This window comes from uncultured Ralstonia sp., from assembly GCA_913056305.1.
Classification (GTDB): Bacteria; Pseudomonadota; Gammaproteobacteria; order Burkholderiales; family Burkholderiaceae; genus Ralstonia.
Window position 1 is genome coordinate 20,301 of record CAJXMR010000014.1, and the last position, 18,960, is coordinate 39,260.

Below are 18,960 nucleotides of genomic sequence, written 5' to 3' on the forward strand. Positions count from 1 at the left end.
TGGCCTCATATGAAAAGGTTGTTTGATTTCACGGTTGCCTTGCTGGCAGGGCTGGTTTTTCTGATTCCGCTGCTGCTTGTCGCCGCGATGGTCCGAATCACTTCGCCCGGCCCTGCGCTGTACTGGTCCGATCGCGTCGGCAGGAAGAACCGCCTGTTCAAGATGCCGAAGTTCCGGTCCATGCGCACCGATACGCCGGCGGTTGCCACGCATTTTCTGGGCAATCCCGAGGTGTATCTGACGCCGATTGGCGGCTTCTTGCGCAAATCCAGCCTGGATGAACTCCCGCAGCTATGGAGTATCTTGAGGGGCGATATGAGTTTCGTCGGCCCGCGTCCGGCGCTGTTCAACCAGGACGACCTGGTCGCCTTGCGTACGCAGGAGGGGGTCGATGCGCTTCGCCCTGGACTCACCGGCTGGGCCCAGATCAATGGGCGAGACGAATTGCCGATCCCGGAAAAAGTCGCCTTCGATGTCGAGTATCTGCGCAAGCGGTCGCTCATGTTCGACTTCCGTATCCTCGTGATGACCTTCCTCAAGGTCGTGCGACGGGACGGGATTTCTCACTAGGACTCGCCATGATCAAGCGATTCGCTCGTCTGCCGAGGTACCTGAAAAGCCTCGTTATCTTGTGCGCGGATTTCGTGCTGCTGCCGCTCGCGTTGTGGTCGGCGATTGCGCTCAGGCTGGGCAGCTTCAGCGTTCCCATCATGCATCCATGGTGGATCTATTTCCTGCCATCGATCATCGGCATTCCGATTTTTGTGCGCTTGGGGCTGTATCGCGCGGTGATTCGCTATATCGAAGACCGGGCCATCATCGCGATCTCGATCGCGGTGACGTTGTCCGTTCTCATTTTTGCGGGCGTGCTGGCGATCTTTGCGTTGCCGAATGTGCCGCGTGGCGCCATCCTGATCTACTGGGTGCTTGCGATTGTCTACATCTGCAGCAGTCGGTTCCTGGCCCGCGCGCTACTCAGGCAGGTCGTTCAGGTGACGCCCGTGCGCCAGCGCGTGCTGATCTATGGTGCAGGCAGTGCAGGGCGGCAACTGGCCATGGCGATGCGCGCAGGCCAGGAATACAGGCCCGTGGCATTTATCGACGACGATCCCGTGGTGCAGGGCCTGACCGTGTCCGGCGTGCGCGTCTATCCGCCAGGCGACCTCGCGCGCCTGTTGGCACGCCTGGACGTGAGTCTGGTGCTTCTTGCGTTGCCCTCGGCCAGCCGCTCCCGCCGCATTGACATCATCAACGAACTGGAAGCGCTCGAGGTGGAGGTCCGCTCGGTGCCCGGTATCGCAGATCTGGTCGGCGGTGGGGTAGAAATCGCCGACGTGCGAGAGGTCGGTGTCGACGAGTTGCTCGGGCGGGACGTCGTGCCACCGAACGAGAAGCTCCTGCGAGAAAACATTGCCGGTAAGAATGTGCTCGTGACCGGGGCGGGTGGTTCGATTGGCGCCGAGCTGTGCCGCCAGATCATCCTTCAGCAGCCCCGCATGCTTGTCCTCTACGAGTTGTCGGAGTTCGCGCTGTATTCGATCGAAAGCGAGCTGGCAACGGTGGTGCGGCAGTCGAAGCTGGAAACCCAGCTGGTGTCGGTGCTGGGCTCTGTCCAGAACGAGCAGCGCATGGTCCACATCATGAATCGTTATGAAGTGCAGACCATCTACCATGCCGCCGCTTACAAGCACGTGCCAATCGTCGAGTTCAACATTACGGAAGGGTTGCTCAACAACGCATTTGGCACGCGCGCTACCGCTCGCGCGGCGATCGCGGTCGGCGCAGAGACCTTCGTACTGATCTCGACGGACAAGGCCGTACGCCCGACCAATGTGATGGGTGCCAGCAAGCGGATGGCAGAACTGGTGCTGCAAGGGTACGCCCAGGATCGCACAGTCAAGACCCGGTTCAGCATGGTCCGGTTCGGTAACGTACTGGGCTCGTCGGGCTCGGTGGTGCCGTTGTTCAGGAAGCAGATCAAGCATGGCGGGCCGGTCACGGTGACGCACCCTGATATCAATCGCTATTTCATGACGATTCCTGAGGCGGCTCAACTGGTGATCCAGGCTGGCGCGATGGGGGACACGGGGCAGGTCTTCGTTTTGGACATGGGGCAGCCGATCAAGATTCAAGATTTGGCAAGGCGGATGATTCACTTGAGCGGGTTTTCCGTTCGGGACGACGACAATCCGGACGGCGACATCGAAGTGCGGTTCACTGGCTTGCGGCCGGGCGAGAAGCTGTACGAGGAATTACTGATCGGCGAGGATGTGATGGGGACCGATCACGCACGCATCATGATGGCAAACGAGTCGTTCCTGACGCGGCATGAGGTGGAGGTGAAGCTGGCGGTGCTCTACCAAGCGTGCATGGACAATGATCATGCGACGATCATGAGCGTTCTGCACCAGTGTGTCTCGGGGTTTGCGCCCGAGAGTTGCATCCGCGATCACCTATATGACCTGGAGCCGAACAGCCGTGACGTCGAAGCCGTCGCCACGCCCAAGCTTCCTGGCTCTGTGACACCGATTGCGCGTGCGCTTGGGGATCGGCGCTAGCAGGGGCTCCTGAGCCGGTGGGTGGCAGGCGGCCTTGGATGAGGGAGCACCGGAGCCGCTGCGGCCAAGCTGCGCTGCCGCTTATGTCGATACGAGTCTTTCCGGGAGGAGTGAAGCCGATGCGCATCGGATCGCCTCCCGTTATTGGTAGAGGAAACAAGTAATGGATGTGATTGTGCGCGTTCTTCCGACGGTGTTGCTCGTCGCTTATAGCCAGGTGATCGTCAAGTGGCGCGCGGAATATCTCCAGCCGGTTGTGAGCGGCTATGCCGAAGGCTGGCAGCGCTACCTTGCATATCTGACGGACCCGTTTGTCCTTTCGGCGTATTTCGCAGGTTTGGTGGGGTCGTTCTTCTGGCTGTACACGGTGTCGCGGCTGCCGCTGGCACAGGCATTCCCGATTTATCAGGGCCTCACGTTCGTGTGTGTCGTTGCCGCCAGCGCTTTCATGCTGAATGAACCGATGAATATGCCCAAACTGCTGGGCGCCGCGCTGATTTTGGTGGGCGTAGCCATTGGAGCCCAGGGATGAGCCAGCGGATGGCGGGCGAGGCGATGCAGGAGGTGGATATCCTGCAGCACCTGCGCGAAGTCGTGGGCGAAGCGGCGCCAGACCTGCTGGCCATCTACGATATCTACGCCGGTGAGGCACGTTTTGGCCGTGCGCTGATTGCCGACGACCTGACACGTTTGCCCGCTGGGGCTGCGGTGCTGGAAGTCGGGGCTGGCGCGCTGCTCCTCAGTTGTCTCCTCAAGCGCGAGGGGTTCGACATGTACGCATTGGAGCCGATCGGCGACGGATTTTCGCACTTTGCCAGGTTGCAGGAGATCGTGATGCGGTATGCCCGCCAACACGGATTTCTGCCGGCAATGATGCGTTGCACCGGCGAGCAACTCGATGCCCAGGGGCGCTTCGACTATGCCTTCTCCGTCAACGTGATGGAACATGTCGGCGATGTTGGCCTCGTTCTCCAACGAGTCCACGCTGCACTCAAGCCGGGCGCCACCTACCGGTTCATGTGCCCAAATTATGCGTTTCCCTTCGAGCCGCATTTCAACATCCCGACCTTGGTGAGCCGGTCATTGACCGAACGGCTGATGTGGCGCTGGATCGCGGGCTCCAAGCACGTGCTGGATCCGGAGGGGACCTGGGCGTCATTGAATTGGATTACGGTGAGTGAGGTACGTCGCACCTGCCGGCAGCGTTTGGGTATCGAACCAGCCTTCGAGCGGGGGATCTTGCAGACGTTCTTCCGGCGCGCGGTGGAGGACGAGCAATTCAAGGCGCGGCGTGGCCCCTTCATCCGCGCGGTGGCCACTGGGCTCCAACGTTCGGGATTGGTTTCGCTGACGCGATGGCTTCCTGTCGGGCTTCTGCCCGTCATGGACTGTAAAATTCGTCGACAGTAGGCGAACTGCCGGGCAGTCTGTCTGCGCCGAGTCTCGCGTCGACTTCACTGGTGCTGTGCGCCAAGTGCTGCTTGGGCGCCGACCGGGGGCGCAGGGCGCGTTGATGTAGTTGATCGATCGTGGCAAGCACGGCTTTGCCCGGGCACAAGATCTGCCCGGCGGGTCTGGGCAGCCGCGGGCGAAGATTGGAAAACCGATGCCTCAAAAGAAAACAGTTGCGATCGTGCAGTCCTGCTACATACCGTGGAAGGGCTATTTCGACATGATCGGTGCCGTCGACGAGTTCATTCTCTACGACGACATGCAGTACACGCGCCGGGATTGGCGCAACCGGAATCTCATCAAGACGCCGCAGGGTCTTCTGTGGTTGACGGTCCCGGTGAAGGTGAAGGGGAGATACTTCCAGACGATCCGCGAAACCGAACTCGAGGGGGGGCGGTGGTGTGCCGATCATTGGAAAACGATCCAGCAGAACTATCGGCGTGCTCCGTTTTTCGAACAGATTGCGCAGACACTGGAGCCTTGTTTCCTTGAGCGCGAGTACACGCACCTGTCAGATCTGAACCGCGCCCTGACCGAGACACTCTGCGGCTTGCTGGATATCCAGACCACCTTGAAGTGGTCGTGGGACTACGAACTCGCCGATGGCAAGACGGAGCGGCTTGTGGACTTGTGCCGGCAGGCCGGCGCGACTACCTATATTTCCGGACCAGCGGCTCGCGACTACATCGAGCCCGAGCTGTTTGAGGCCGCTGGAATCGAATTGCGCTATTTCGACTACAGCGGCTACCCCGAGTATCCGCAATTGTGGGGCGCATTCGAGCATGGGGTCTCCGTGATTGACCTGCTTTTCAACTGTGGGCCCGATGCGGTTCGCTACATGAAATTTCCGTCCATGCGTAGTGCCTGGACACTTCAATCGCCCTTGTCATGAAAGACTTGCTTTCCCCGGTTGCTCGTTACTACACCGAGAAGCTCCAGCAACATGGCACGCAACCACGCGGTGTCGACTGGAATGGTGTGGACGGCCAGTTGCTGCGTTTCTCACAGTTATGCAAGGTGCTCGATGTTGGGCGGCCGTTTTCGGTTGCGGACATTGGTTGTGGCTATGGCGCGCTCTTCGATTTCCTTGAGGCACTGGACAAGCGGTTCGAGTACGTCGGTGTAGATATTTCTGCTGCCATGATCGATGCGGCGAAGGCCCTGTATGCGGGCAAGCCGCAGGCGAGCTTTGTTGTCGGCACCGAACCGCTGGCACCCGTCGATTTTGCGATCGCCAGCGGTATCTTCAATGTCAGGCTCAATAGCGATGCTCATGAGTGGCGCACCTATATCGAGACCACGCTGGACATGATGCATCGCGTCACCCGACATGGTTTTTCCTTCAATTGCCTGACTGCCTACTCCGACCCTGACAAGATTCGGCCAGACCTGCACTACGCAGACCCCTGCGCGCTCTTTGATCTGTGCAAACGCAAGTTTTCACGCAACGTCGCGTTGTTGCATGACTACGACCTTTATGAGTTCACCATCCTCGTGAGGAAATAAACCGTGACGCAACCGTCTACCCCACTGATTATCTTTGGCGCGGGTCAGATCGCCGAGCTTGCCTGGTTCTACTTCACGCATGATTCCGCATACACGCCCGTCGCGTTCACGCTGGATCGGGCGTTCATGACGGATGACCACTTCCATGGGTTGCCAGTGATTCCGTTTGATGAGCTGGCGCAACATTTCCGGCCCGACCAAGTTGAGGTCTTCGTGGCGCTCAGCTACGCGAAGGTCAACGCGCTGCGCGCGCAAAAGGTTGCCGAAGTGCGCAATGCGGGGTATCGACTGGCGAGTTACGTTAGCAGCCGGGCCACGGTATTCCCTGGTTTTCAACCGGGTGAGAACAGTTTCATCCTCGAAGACAACACGATTCAGCCTTTTGCACATATCGGCAACAATGTCACCTTGTGGAGCGGCAACCATATCGGGCATCACTCGGTGGTCGAAGACAACTGCTTCATCAGTTCGCACGTGGTGATATCCGGTGGCGTTCGGGTGGGTGCGAACACATTCATCGGCGTGAATTCGACGATTCGGGATCATGTCAAGATCGGGGCGCGCTGCGTGATTGGTGCGGGGTCGCTGCTACTGGCCGATGCCGAAGCGGACGGCGTCTATATGGCACCGGTGACGGAGCGCTCCCGTGTTCCCAGTTCCCGGCTGCGCAATATTTGAGAGGAGTGCCGCCAATGCGGTGGAGCAAACTCGGCCGGATCTTCTGCGCCAATGGTGAGTACCCGTGGATGCAGACACATGCCGCAAATCCTGTCGCCGAGCACAGGCATGCAGACGTGTACCGCATCTATTTCAGCGTGCGGGACGCACAACGCCGCGCGCATATTGCGTTTGTCGATATCGATCTGAACCGCCCGCAAACCGTCCTCGCATTGTCCGAAGCGCCGGTGCTTGCTCCGGGTGAGACTGGCACGTTCGACGACAGCGGCGTCTCGATGGGATGCTTGGTCAAGTATGGCGGCAAGCGCTATCTCTACTATCTTGGCTGGAACCTTGGGGTGACCGTGCCTTGGCGTAACGCTATTGGGCTGGCGGTCAGCGAGGGCGATGATGGCCCGTTCATCAGGGTTTCACAGGCACCCACGATGGATCGACATCATCATGATCCATTCTCGATCTCCTATCCGTGGGTCTTGGTTGAAGACGGGCGCTGGCGCATGTGGTACGGCTCCAATCTGTCTTGGGGTTCCGGCGAGCGGCAAGAAGAGATGAGCCATCTCTTCAAGTATGCGGAGTCCGCTGATGGCCTTACCTGGCACCGCGATGGGCGGATCGTGCTGCCGTTCAAGGACGAGACCGAGTATGCGATGTCGAAACCCGCTGTGGTGCGGGACCCCGACATGTATCGCATGTGGTATTCGTATCGCGGTCATGCCTACCGTATCGGCTATGCCGAATCGCCAGATGGGTTGGTCTGGACCCGGCGCGATGAGTTAGCCGGTATCGAACCTGCCGTCTCAGATTGGGATGTGGGGGCAGTGTGCTATCCCTGCGTGTTTGATCATGAAGGTCAGCGCTTCATGCTCTACAACGGCAGTCGATACGGTGATACGGGGTTCGGACTCGCGGTTCTCGAAAAATGATCGGCGCCTCCCTAATCGCGGCGCCGTCGGGCCGGCGCATTTGCGGTGCGCCCGCCTGAGCAACTCACCAAATTTTCTATTGTGAACCCGGAAATCAGCGTTGTTGTGCCCTCCTATGGCTGCCTAGGTTGCCTCGAGGAGTTGTGTGTCCGTCTGGACAAGGTGCTGCGCAGTCTCGTTCCTTCGTTCGAGATCGTGATCGTCGACGATCGCAGTCCAGACAACTCCTGGCCATTGGTGGAGGCGCTGGCAAGCCGATTCGAGCACGTGAGGGGGGTCCGGCTGAGTCGCAACTTTGGACAGCAGATCGCGATCACGGCGGGCTTGCAAGCGTCCCGGGGCAACTACGCTGTCGTGATGGACTGCGATCTGCAGGATCCACCTGAGCGCATCCCGGATCTCTATCACGAAATCAAGAAGGGCTATGACCTTGTATTGGCGAGACGCGTGGCGCGCTCGCATTCTGCTTTCCGGGTGTACGCAGCCCGGGCTTACTTTGCGCTGATGAGTCGAATGACCGGCCAAACGCTGGATGGCAGCTACGGCGCGTTCAGCATTCTTTCGCGCAAGGTAGTGGATGCCTTCTTGCGTTTCAGTGAGCGTGAGCGTCATTTCATACTGATTCTCCGGTGGCTTGGTTTCTCCAGCGGCACCATCGAATACGCGCATGAGGAACGGCATGCGGGACGGAGCTCTTACAACCTCATCAAGCTGATTCGGCACGCTTTTGGTGGCATGTTCTTTCACACCAGCATCTTGCTCACCTGGATCATGTATGCGGGGTTGTTTTTCACGTTTACCAGCTTTATGACGGGTGGATATTTCATCTATCGCCATCTGGCATCGACCTCGTTACCGGGCTGGACGAGTCTATTTGTGGCCGTCCTGTTTTCGACGGGATTGATTCTGGCGAGCCTCGGTGCTGTAGGACTGTATGTGTCGCGCATTTTTGAAATGGCGAAAGGTCGTCCGATGTATATCGTCGACAAGGAGTGCGGGTGCACCGGCAATTCCTCAGAGGGGGTGGCGAATTGAGCCGTGTAGCCATCCCTTACGAACTCAAGGCGTTTGCCGCATTGATGGCTGCACTGGCCATGGCACTGCTACTCCCTGTGTGGTTTGGGGCGGGCAGCGCAGGGCTGCTGCAGGCTCTGGCCGTGGTCGTGATATCGCTGCTCTCCACGCTGGCGGGCAGCTTGCTGGCGAGCTGGAACCCTTGGCTAAAGCGACAGGCGCTCACCGTCCCCGTGATCGTCGTGGGCGGCTTCGTGGCGCTCAGCCTGTTGCATCTGACGGCAACGGCTGCGTTGCAACTGGATGCACGTGGTGCGCTGCTGGTCGATGGGCTTGTCATCACGGGTCTTGCTGCGCTGACTTGGTATCGGCAGGTCAAAGCGGGGCACGTCCCCGACCTGCATGACGTCTCGGAGCAGCGGGCTGCCTGGCGCGCGCATGTCGTTGACATCGGGATGCTGTTGTTGATCTCATGCATTGTCACGCTGTGGACAAGAGAAGCCCTGCGCTCTGTTCACGAGGCACAGGTGACCGGCATCCTGCGCGTGTGGAACGATTTTCTGCTGCAGGCCTCCGAGATCAAGTATCTCGAAAACTACCCTGCGTTTGCTGGGCATTCTCCCTACCTTGCCGATACGGCACAGCCCTTCTACCACCGGGCAAGCTACGCGTTGTCCGCGGTTTATTCGTGGATCAGTGGCGATGGTCCGCTGGAAACCGCGACCTACTTCTGGACGCCGGCGGGCATCATCCTACTTGGGATGGGGGCCTATGCTTTCGGCATAGCGCTGGCAGGACGGCGCGGCGCGGCGCTGGCGGTGCTAGCGCTGTTCCTGGCACCCGATGCGTCGATGTACGGTCTTCGTAACGGCTATTTCGCGTTCCACTGGTTGATACAGGTTGCGCCAGGCGCGGGTTATGCCATGGCGATCGCATTGCTGGCGCTGGGAATCTACGTTGTCGCTGCCCAGCACGCCCGCCTTGGGTTTGTCGTGGCGGCCGCGGCATTTGCCGGGTTTTCGGTTTTTTTCCGCGTACACGTTGCGATTCCGGCCGTTGGGATGTTCGCAATCTTGGTGCTGGTGGGTTGGCGACCCGCGAAGATGTGGCATTGGTTCGCCGTGGCCCTGTGTGGGCTGGCAGGGGCAGTGGGCGCTGTTTTTGCGTCAGAGCACATCGCGTTGGCCCCGCATTTGCTGACCGGCCAGAAAGACTATCTTCGCTACATCGAGGCTGTGCATGCAGCAACGCCGACTGCATACGAAAGGCTGTATGCGGCCTGGACGGTCGGCGCAAGCGAAGCCTACAAAGTGTGGTTGGGTTATGCACTCATGCTGATGGCGGAGCTGGGCGCCCTACTGCCGGCGTTGATTCTGACGACGCTGTTACGAGTCAGGGCTGGGGTCTCATCTTGGCGTATCGATTGCATTCCCTACGTCCTCCTGTGTGTACACGCTGGCATCACGTTCCTCCTCCCCACCGCGGCAAACGGAGATATCACAGAATGGAGCCACCGTTCATTTGTGCTGGTTTACGCCGTGATATTGGTGTTCGAGGCGGCCGTGCTGGCCGGCTGGTGGCTTAACCGGAAGGCTGCGATTGCCGTCAGGTGGCCAACCCGGCTTGCCGTTCCTGCGGCGTTGACGATAGCAGGGCTCATGGTGCCGTGGTTCTACGGCAAGAACATCCAGTATGGGTCGCTGCGCGACGGGCCGACCGCCTGCGCAACGCCGATGTCGCCCGACATGTTTCGCACTACGCAATATCTGCGTGAACATGCACAACCTGCGGATAGGATGCTGGCATCCGACACCGACCCATTGGCAGTTGCTGTCGCGTTGACAGGCTTGCAAGCCTACGTCTCGCGTGTTGATCTCTATGCCAAGCTTGGCGGACAGCTCGGTGCCATCGCCATCACGCGTTGGAAGGAAAATGCCATGCTGCGGAATGTGCGTTCCTTCCATGAGCTTGCTGCATTCGGCAGGTACTCGGGTGTGCGGTGGTATCTGTTGCGGCAGCAGGATATGCCGTGGTGGCCCCAAGCGGTGCTGGACCGCGCCGTGTATGTGAGCGGCGGCATGCGCGTATTCGACTTGCAGGCAGAGTAGGCAGGGCAGATAGGCCTGATGGGGTGCCGATCGGGTACGCTGCCGGCCCAACGCCTTGTCAGGAGACCAGTATTCAGGCGGCATGAAGGCGAGCACGCGTCCGCTCGACCAAGAGGAGCATCAAGACAATGGAAAACATGCACATCCCGTTCAATTGGCCGAATATGACGGGAAAGGAACTGCACTACATCGCCCAGGCCCATTTCAACGGGAAGCTTGCCGGCGATGGTCCATTTACCAAGCGTTGCCACAGTTGGATTGAGGCGCGCAGCGGGTGTGCCAAGGCGCTCCTCACGCACTCGTGCACAGCCGGGCTTGAAATGGCGGCGCTGTTGCTGGATATCCAACCCGGCGACGAAGTCATCATGCCGTCCTACACGTTTGTGTCGACGGCCAATGCTTTCGTGCTGCGTGGCGCTGTGCCTGTCTTCGTCGACATACGCGAAGACACCCTGAATCTGGACGAGACGTTGATCGAATCGGCGATCACGAGTCGCACGCGGGCCATCGTGCCGGTCCACTACGCAGGCGTCGCTTGCGAAATGGACGCCATTATGGCGATCGCGCGTAAGCATCAACTGAAGGTTGTTGAAGACGCAGCGCAGGGTGTCATGGCGACGTACAAGGGCCGCGCCCTGGGCAGCATCGGTGATCTCGGTGCCTATAGTTTCCACGAGACGAAGAACGTGATTTCGGGCGAGGGCGGCGCCTTGCTGGTGAATGACCCTGCGCTGGCATTGCGGGCTGAGATCATCCGTGAGAAGGGCACAGACCGCAGCCAGTTCTTTCGTGGCGAGGTCGACAAATATACGTGGCAGGAAGTCGGCTCGTCATTTCTGCCGGGCGAACTGGTGGCGGCATTCCTGTGGGCGCAGCTTGAGGATGCTGATGCGATCACGCGCGAGCGGCTTGCAACCTGGCAGCGCTACCATGCGTTGCTCGAACCGTTGGAAGCAAAGGGCTATTTGCGTCGACCGATCGTCGCGCAAGGGTGCGAGCACAACGCGCACATGTACTACGTCCTGGTGGCCGAGGACATCAACCGGCAAGCCGTGCTGGACGAATTCCGTCGCAACAGCATTGCTTCCGTGTTCCACTATGTTCCGTTGCACTCGTCACCCGCGGGCCAACGGTATGGTCGTGCCCACGGCGATCTTCGCGCGACGAACGTGGCCTCGGAGCGCCTGATCCGCCTGCCGCTCTGGGTGGGGCTGACCGATCAGCAGCAGGACCGCGTCGTAGAAACGCTGGACAACGCGTTGCGTGCGCAGCGCTGACGCAAACCCCGCCAAGGGGTAGCGGCGGCGCCGTGCACGTCGCCTTAGCCGGAGTATCCGGCAACGCCAATGGCAGGGTGGAATCAGCGAGCGCCGAATCCCGTCAGAATCGTCTGGACGGTCTTTGCGCCGATCAGCAGATCGAGCGCCAGCGAGCAGTGCTTGACGTAGTAAAGATCGTAGCTCAGCTTGGTCACCGTTTCCTCTTCGTTGCTCACGTAGCCTTGCTGGACCTGCGCCCAGCCTGACAGGCCGGGGCGTACCAGGTGACGGTAAGGATAGAACGGGATCGTATCCGAGAACTGCTTGACCATCGGTACCTGTTCCGGCCGCGGTCCGATCATGCTCATGTCGCCTTTGAGCACATTCCAGAGCTGAGGCAATTCGTCGAGCCGGTACTTGCGGATCCACCGACCCACACGGGTGATACGCGGATCAGCGCGGCTGGCGAATTGCGCGGGGGCCGAATCGTCCATCGTCATGCTGCGAAACTTGTACATCGTGAATGGCGATCCATTTAGGCCGGCGCGAACCTGGCGGAAGATTGCCGGCCCTGGGGACTCAAACCGGATGACCAACGCAACGAGAACCGACAGGGGCAGGGCGATCGGCGCAAGGACCAGCACGGAAGCCACGTCGATCACCCGTTTCATCAGGCTGTAGAAATAGTGATCGGCGTAGTCGTCCAAGAAGTTGTCATCGACATGGGACAACCCCACGCGTCCGGTCAGCAGTTCGGCCAACTTTTCGATCGAGTAGATGCGGACGTGGCTGAGTTTGAGCCTCGCCAGTGTGCGCGTGCGTTCCGGATCGGACGCGGAGAAGCGGTCGACGAGCAAGCCGTCGCACCCCACTGCGCCATCCAGGGATTCAAGTTGCTGCAGTTGGCAGATGGAATGGGGCGCGCTGGCGCCGGCAACTTGCAGCAGGCTTTGCAGGTGCGCAAAGTCGGCCGGATTGGTGTACCCGTAGACTGGAACGTAGTCTTCCACGAAGCGGCGATATCCCTTTTGCACCCACAGCAAGGTTGTGAGATAGCCGAGTAGGATCGCACCCCGTGAATAATCCATATGGAAGATTGCAAAAGCGATCAACAGGATAACGAACGGCACCAGCGTAACCGTCACCACGATGCTATTGCCTTCAATAGGCGGAATGTGCAGCGTATTGTCCAGCAGCACGAATGAGAGCCAATAGGGCGCGATCGTCCAGAGTACAGTGTGCGCGAACACCGGCGTGACCCATCCCAGCTGATGCGCCAGCATCGACGCGGCCAGATTGACAGCGATGACTGCGTGGCCGATAACGGCCCAACTGAACATTCGGCTGCGACGTCTGGCGGTCTCGGATCCTGCGGAGTGGAACATGCGTGACAGAGTGTTCATGGCATGCGACGGACTGTCTATCGTGAGTCTTGTGATTGTTGCAGCAGCACTTGCTGATATATCGCGTAGGTTCGCTCTACCATCGCGGTTGCCTCGAACTGCGCTTCATAGCGACGGCGAGCGGCGACGCCGAGAGTCTGCCGGCGGGAGGCATCGGTGGCCAGCATATGCAGCGCGTCGCGGACCGCAATTGTGTCATGGTGATCGACCAGCCAACCAGATTCGCCGTGCTGGATCTGCTCCCGGATGCCGGGCAGATCACTGGCAAGAATCGGCAGACCTGCCCGCATGGCCTCCAGGACAGAGATCGGCAGCCCTTCATGGTCGGAGAACAGCACGAAGAGTTGGGCGTCCGCCAGGAGCTCGGGCACGTTGTCGACGTTGCCGGCGAAACGGACCGTCGCGGGTGAGCCAGCGGCCTGGTGCTCCAGTTGGCTGCGCTGTGGCCCATCGCCGGCCAACACGACCTGGGTGTCCGGCGTGAGGGCGCCATCGGCTGCAGCCTTGATCAGGATATCCGGGCGTTTCGGGGCTGCCAGCCTGGCGGTCATGATGACCCGGCTGACAGGCGCATCCGGCTGGCTGCGCAGCGGCGTGTCCGCAATGCCGTTGCGGATGACATGAACATGTGAGCGCCGGATTGGCAGTGTCCAAGCCATGCGCGCCTCTGCATCCGATACGCAGATCATCTGAGCAGTCAGGGGCGCCAGCGCGAATTCCGCCAGCCTTGCCGCCCAGCGCTGAGGCCAGGGCGCGGCGGCCTTGAAGCCGAAGCCGTGCACGGTGTACACGACGGGAAGCCCCAGCGCCACCCCCACCATGCGTGCGACCGCGCCGCCTTTTGCGCTATGCGCATGGATGAAGTGGGGGGGATCGTCGCGAAGCGCCGCGGCCACGCAGCGCACGGTGTGCAGCAGATGTATTGGCGACAGCGAGTTGTCCAACGCATCGACGCGAACGGTCCGGGCGCCAAGCCCCTCCATCTGCTCAAAGAGGGGGCCGCTGCCGCCGGCAACGAGGGTGGCGTCGATGCGATCGCGCAGGCCAGCGTAGAGGTCGCGCACATGGGTCTGCGCCCCACCGATCTCACTCTCCGTAATGATAAAGGCGACGCGCGGCCGCCGGACACCGTATTGCTTCATGGGCTTCGTGTTGGAATCTGCGCCAACCTGTCCTGTTGCTGGACTTGCGGCTTGTACTGACGCGCCTTCTGGTTTTGGTCTTGACGAGATGGGGCGAGAATCCTGACTCAATCGGCCCGCTCAAGTCCGAGTCGCCGATATTCCAATGCCCACCGGCTGAGAATTGTGTCGCGACTGAAATTCTGGACGATATGATTTCGTCGGCCGCACCGCTGCTCGGCGTCGTCCGGTGTATCGGCGCATCGCAGCATGGCCGTACTGATCGCATCGATATCGTCCGGGGCCACGAGCGCACCCTTCGAGCCTATGACTTCTCTCAGGCCCGGCACATCCGCGCCGACGATTGGCAGGCCTACCGCCATGGCCTCGGCCGCCGCCAAGCCAAAACCTTCGTAATGCGAGACCAGCACAAACGCATCGGCGCTGTGTAGTGCCGCGACGACATCGGCGTTGCCGCCGGCAAACGTCACGGCCTGCGCGCACCCAAGCGCATGCGCAAGCGCTTTGCATTCGCGGAGCATGGGTCCTTCGCCCAGCAAGAGCAGTCTCGAATTGGGCCTGGCCGCGTAGGTCCTAGCGAAGGCCGCCAGAAGCGACCGGTGATTCTTCTCGGGGCGGAACTGCGCCACACAGACATAGGTGAACGTTCCCTCCGTCCGGGCATGTGGGTCTTCACGCAGGCGGAACTTGTTGACATCGACGCCATTGGGAATGCATTTTGCTGTCCGCGAATTGAAGAGCCCATGCGAAACATAAGCTGCGGTCGCGGCTTCGCTGACGTTGGTTGCAAGGTCGGGGGCGCGGCGTGTGAGTCGCTGGAGCAGGTAAAGCATGCGACCACCTTCGTGAAGGCTATGCGCAGTGACGACCAATTTGACACGGGGGAGGGTCCACTTGATCAGCGAAACGAGAATGGTGGCGTGGATCATATGCGAGTGCACGATCCGAGGGCGCCACTTCCTGAGCATGCGGCAACAGCGCAGTAGGGCCTGCGGGAGTGAGTAGAAGGACCGCATGCCCAAACAGACCGTTTCCGCACCAGCGGCTTCGAAATCCGGGACCAGTTGGTCGTGCCCCTCCACCAGGTAGATGACGCCCACGCGATACCCAAGGCTGGCGAAGTAGGTAACCTGGCTCAGGCAGACCAGCTCGGCGCCAGCGCGGTTCAGGCCGGTGATGACGTAGACCAGGTCCTTGGGATGATTCATCTTTTCTCTTGAATGCGTTGACCGAATTGCACGGCTAGCGCGACCAAGGCCAGATCAAACAGGCTCAGCACTACCAGGAGCAAGACAACTGACGAAAAGGCTTGGAGGAGGATGGCGGCGAAACCGGCGCTGACTGTTTGGGCAGCAAGCAGACGCGACGCGAGGACGAAGTCACCACGCGCAAGCACGCGCGTGTACAACGTTGCCGAGAACGCGACCCGGGTCCCGGTCAGGATAGCGGCAGTGGCGAGTAATGCGATGTCGCCGGAAAAGAGCGCAGCCAGCGGCGCATGAGACACGTGGATGTAGACGGCCAGTGCCGCTGCCGTGGCTGAGGCAACTACCGCCGCAGCGAAGAGGTTGATCCCGAAGACGTGCACGGCGCGTCTTTCGCGAAAGCCTCTGCCAAGCGCCGGCAGGATGTACCCCAGTACTGCGGACACCACACCCGTCGCGGCTCGCGAAACCTTTTCGGCGGCAAGTGCAGTGCTTGCGATCGGTGCGGCCACGATGGCGCCGACCGATACCGGCAGGATATTGCGGCCGACTGCCAGGATGACGGCTGAGCGGTAGGCGGCAACGTGGCGCACGTGTATGCGCACTCGTCTGAAGCGCAACGCCGGCATGGCCGTCAGCAGACCTGTGCGGCGCGCCACAAACAGTTGCAGCAGTGATTGCGCTGCGCCGGACAGTGCCAAGCACAGCAGGGCTGTATCCGCAGACTTGACGGGGATCACCAGGAACGCCGCCAAGCCCGTTACGCGGGCAACACCCTCGGTCGCAGCCAGGGGCAGGTAATGCTCTGTGGCGATGAAGATCCAGCCAAAACTGAATGCCATCGACGCCGACATGAGCAGCGTCACACCAAAGTGGCTCCAGCCCACGAGCGTGTAACGCGCGGCCAAGGCAATCAACAGGGCTTGCACCGCAAACAGCGGCAAGCGCACGGCTATGGCGTATCGAGACAGTGCTGTCAGGCGCCGCGGTGTGGCACATGTGGCCAGCCGCTGAGCTGCCCACAATGACAGGCCAGCCTCTCCGACCGCTGCCAACAATGCCGCCGCGCCTTGCGCCGCCAGCACCACGCCCAGTTCGTGCACCGGCAGCCGGCTGCCGAGCGCCCACAACTCAAGCAGCGCGCAAGCCGACGAGACCGCAGTGATGAGCGATGCGCGGCTCAGTCTGGCAAGGATAGAAAGAATACGTTGGGGCATGGGCTGCTCGATGCGTGTGGAGCCGCCTCAATGGTTGACTTGCGGTGCCCTGCTGCCAAGCCGCTTAACTGCCTGGAAATAGCAGCATTGCAGCGAGCGTATGGCGTACTTGAGCTTCACGAACGGCGATGTTTCCCGGCCGATCTGGTCGGCGTAAAAGAGCAAAAATCCTTTCGGGTTCTTCTTGAGCGTCGACATGAAGTTGTGTGTGTAACCGTCCGGCAGGTATTCGCACAGATAAATGACCTGCTTTGGGAAGAACACGATCTGTCCCGTATCGCCGATCTTGTTCCAGATATACAGCTCCGGCACAAACTTCTCCCCCGGGATTTGCGGGAACGGGTGACTCGCCATCGCCGCCTTCGTGAAGACATAGGCCAGGTCGCCGCGAAACGTCTTGGCGGCTTCGGTTGGGCTGAGTTCAATGGCCTCGGCGTCGACGCTTCTGCCCAGCATGTCTCCATTGAGGAGGGCCTTCCGGAAGCAGAGGCCCTTCACGCCTTCACGCGTGTACAGGGTGAACTTGTCCGCGATCTGCTGGATCGCGCTCTGGACGAGCGCATCGTCGCTATCAACAATCAGGATCGTGTCCCCCCGAGCCTGCAGGGTGCCGGTGTTCAGGGCGACATGCTTGCCAGCGTTGGGCTGGAAAACGTACCGAATGCGTACATCGTCTTGTTCGATCAGCCCGGCGACCAGCTCGCGCGTACCGTCCTCGCTGCCGTCGTCGACGACCAGCCACTCGAAATCCTGGCTAGTCTGGCGCCGCAGACTCTCATACAGCCTTGGCAGCGTATGGGCGCGATTGTAGGTGGGCGTCAGGACGGTGATCACGGATGGGGACTCCGAGGTGTGAGCAGATGGAGGCCCGAAGCGGAACCTGAAGCATCAAAGCCGGGTAGTGCGCAAATGCACGCCATCTTGTCATCACGCAAGGCGGGTCGATTGGAGGCCGATCGGGGTGGCCGCGATTAACCCGGCATTATATCGTCGACGCGTGTGACGAACGCTCCCTCCCGTGCGCTTTGGGAGGTGCCTTCGAGGCGACCCGGCGCAGCGTTTACAATCGGCAATGTTGAACATTCTTTTAGGCACTCCCATGCGCAGCATTGACCCCTCCATCTTCAAGGCCTATGACATCCGCGGCATCGTCGGCAAGACCGTCGATACCGACACCGCTCGCCTGATCGGCCGGGCATTTGGCTCGGCGGCTCGCGCCAAGGGCGAATCGGCCGTAGTGATCGGCCGCGACGGCCGCCTGTCGGGCCCGGATCTGCTCGCGGCGCTGGCCGAGGGCCTGCGCGCGGCCGGCGTCGACGTGATCGACCTGGGCCTGGTCGCCACCCCGATGGTCTATTTCGGCACCAACATCGAGCTGGCCGGCCGCCGCGCCACCTCGGGTGTGATGGTCACCGGCAGCCACAACCCGCCGGACTACAACGGCTTCAAGATGGTCCTGGCCGGCCAGGCCATCTACGGCGAGCAGATCCAAGCGCTGCGCCAGCGCATCGAGCAGGGCGACTTTTCCGAGGGCGCCGGCAGCTACGTCCAGGTGGACGTGCACCAGCAGTACATCGACCGCATCGTGTCGGACGTCAAGCTGGCCCGCCCGATGAAGATCGCCGTGGACTGCGGCAACGGCGTGGCGGGCGCGTTCGCGCCGGCGCTGTTCCGCGCCATGGGCTGCGAGGTGACGGAGCTGTTCTGCGAGGTGGACGGCCACTTCCCGAACCACCACCCGGACCCGGCCCACGTCGAGAACCTGCAGGACCTCGTGCGCACGCTGCAGACCACGGACTGCGAACTCGGCCTCGCCTTTGACGGCGACGGCGACCGCCTGGGCGTGGTCACCAAGGACGGTCAGGTGATCTTCCCCGATCGCCAACTGATGCTGTTCGCGCAGGAAGTGCTGTCGCGCAACCCGGGCGGCGAGATCATCTTCGACGTGAAGTGCACCGGCAAGCTGGCGCCGTTCATCCGCGAGCATGGCGGCAAGGCCACGATGTGGAAGACCGGCCATTCGCTGGTCAAGGCCAAGCTGAAGGAAACCGGCGCGCCGCTGGCTGGCGAGATGAGCGGCCACATCTTCTTCAAGGACCGCTGGTACGGCTTCGACGATGGCCTGTACACGGGCGCGCGCCTGCTCGAGATCGTCTCGCGCCTGGCTGACCCGAGCGCCGCGCTCAACGCGCTGCCCAACTCGCATTGCACGCCGGAGCTGCAACTGAAGTGTGCCGAAGGCGAGGCCTTTACGCTGCTCGACAAGATCAAGGCCAATGCCACGTTTGATGGCGCCAAGGAAGTCAACCGCATCGACGGCGTGCGCGTGGAATACGAAGACGGTTTCGGCCTGGCCCGTCCGTCCAACACCACGCCGGTGGTGGTGATGCGTTTCGAGGCCGACAACGATGTCGCCATGGCGCGCATCCAGGGCGAGTTCCGCCGCGTGATCCTGGCCGAGAAGCCGGACGCGAACCTGCCGTTCTAAGCCGGCG

17 protein-coding genes are annotated in these 18,960 nt (G+C 60.9%); 12 read left to right on the top strand and 5 right to left on the bottom strand.

The annotated features are described in order from the left end of the window. Positions 1-9: 9 nt before the first annotated feature. From QZ609_RS04325 to rffA, 11 genes are all read left to right on the top strand, one after another. Positions 10-570 (top strand): sugar transferase, encoded by a 561-nt coding sequence (locus QZ609_RS04325; protein ID WP_295491548.1) that lies wholly within the window; start codon positions 10-12, stop codon positions 568-570. A gap of 8 nt (positions 571-578) precedes the next feature. Continuing rightward, positions 579-2,558: a nucleoside-diphosphate sugar epimerase/dehydratase gene (locus QZ609_RS04330; RefSeq protein WP_295491552.1), complete on the top strand. Its 1,980-nt coding sequence runs from the start codon at positions 579-581 to the stop codon at positions 2,556-2,558. A gap of 163 nt (positions 2,559-2,721) precedes the next feature. Then, complete coding sequence (locus QZ609_RS04335) at positions 2,722-3,090, top strand: EamA family transporter (protein ID WP_295491556.1); 369 nt, start codon at positions 2,722-2,724, stop codon at positions 3,088-3,090. Then, positions 3,087-3,968 (top strand): class I SAM-dependent methyltransferase, encoded by an 882-nt coding sequence (locus QZ609_RS04340; protein WP_295491558.1) that lies wholly within the window; start codon positions 3,087-3,089, stop codon positions 3,966-3,968. The genes QZ609_RS04335 and QZ609_RS04340 overlap by 4 nt, the downstream gene beginning before the upstream one ends. 196 nt (positions 3,969-4,164) lie before the next feature. Continuing rightward, positions 4,165-4,902, top strand: coding sequence for a WbqC family protein (locus QZ609_RS04345; RefSeq protein WP_295491630.1), 738 nt, complete (start codon positions 4,165-4,167; stop codon positions 4,900-4,902). Further along, a complete protein-coding gene (locus QZ609_RS04350) occupies positions 4,899-5,516 on the top strand; it encodes a class I SAM-dependent methyltransferase (protein WP_295491559.1) in 618 nt (205 codons plus the stop codon). Before QZ609_RS04345 ends, QZ609_RS04350 begins: the two co-directional genes overlap by 4 nt. Before the next feature lie 3 nt (positions 5,517-5,519). Further along, positions 5,520-6,194 (top strand): acetyltransferase, encoded by a 675-nt coding sequence (locus QZ609_RS04355; protein WP_295491562.1) that lies wholly within the window; start codon positions 5,520-5,522, stop codon positions 6,192-6,194. A 14-nt stretch (positions 6,195-6,208) separates the two neighbouring features. Then, on the top strand, positions 6,209-7,117 hold the full coding sequence (locus QZ609_RS04360; RefSeq protein WP_295491565.1) for a hypothetical protein: 909 nt from the start codon (positions 6,209-6,211) through the stop codon (positions 7,115-7,117). Between the two features lie 45 nt (positions 7,118-7,162). After that, positions 7,163-8,152: a glycosyltransferase family 2 protein gene (locus QZ609_RS04365; RefSeq protein WP_295491568.1), complete on the top strand. Its 990-nt coding sequence runs from the start codon at positions 7,163-7,165 to the stop codon at positions 8,150-8,152. Beyond that, complete coding sequence (locus tag QZ609_RS04370) at positions 8,116-10,239, top strand: hypothetical protein (RefSeq protein ID WP_295491571.1); 2,124 nt, start codon at positions 8,116-8,118, stop codon at positions 10,237-10,239. Before QZ609_RS04365 ends, QZ609_RS04370 begins: the two co-directional genes overlap by 37 nt. Positions 10,240-10,367: 128 nt before the next feature. Beyond that, positions 10,368-11,516 (top strand): dTDP-4-amino-4,6-dideoxygalactose transaminase, encoded by a 1,149-nt coding sequence (rffA, locus tag QZ609_RS04375; RefSeq protein ID WP_295491573.1) that lies wholly within the window; start codon positions 10,368-10,370, stop codon positions 11,514-11,516. Positions 11,517-11,599: 83 nt separating this feature from the next. Here rffA and QZ609_RS04380 read toward each other — a convergent pair whose 3' ends face one another. The 5 genes from QZ609_RS04380 to QZ609_RS04400 form a co-directional block, all read right to left on the bottom strand. Then, a complete protein-coding gene (locus QZ609_RS04380) occupies positions 11,600-12,883 on the bottom strand; it encodes a sugar transferase (RefSeq protein WP_295491576.1) in 1,284 nt (427 codons plus the stop codon). A 35-nt stretch (positions 12,884-12,918) separates the two neighbouring features. Beyond that, a complete protein-coding gene (locus QZ609_RS04385) occupies positions 12,919-14,043 on the bottom strand; it encodes a glycosyltransferase family 4 protein (RefSeq protein WP_295491579.1) in 1,125 nt (374 codons plus the stop codon). A gap of 107 nt (positions 14,044-14,150) precedes the next feature. Continuing rightward, entirely contained in the window at positions 14,151-15,251 is a 1,101-nt protein-coding gene (locus QZ609_RS04390; protein ID WP_295491582.1) for a glycosyltransferase, read from the bottom strand. Further along, positions 15,248-16,465 (bottom strand): hypothetical protein, encoded by a 1,218-nt coding sequence (locus QZ609_RS04395; RefSeq protein WP_295491585.1) that lies wholly within the window; start codon positions 16,463-16,465, stop codon positions 15,248-15,250. The genes QZ609_RS04390 and QZ609_RS04395 overlap by 4 nt, the downstream gene beginning before the upstream one ends. A gap of 27 nt (positions 16,466-16,492) precedes the next feature. Continuing rightward, a complete protein-coding gene (locus QZ609_RS04400) occupies positions 16,493-17,299 on the bottom strand; it encodes a glycosyltransferase family A protein (protein WP_295491587.1) in 807 nt (268 codons plus the stop codon). A gap of 265 nt (positions 17,300-17,564) precedes the next feature. Here QZ609_RS04400 and QZ609_RS04405 point away from each other — a divergent pair, with 265 nt between their 5' ends. Next, positions 17,565-18,953: a phosphomannomutase/phosphoglucomutase gene (locus QZ609_RS04405; RefSeq protein WP_295491590.1), complete on the top strand. Its 1,389-nt coding sequence runs from the start codon at positions 17,565-17,567 to the stop codon at positions 18,951-18,953. Positions 18,954-18,960 lie beyond the last annotated feature (7 nt).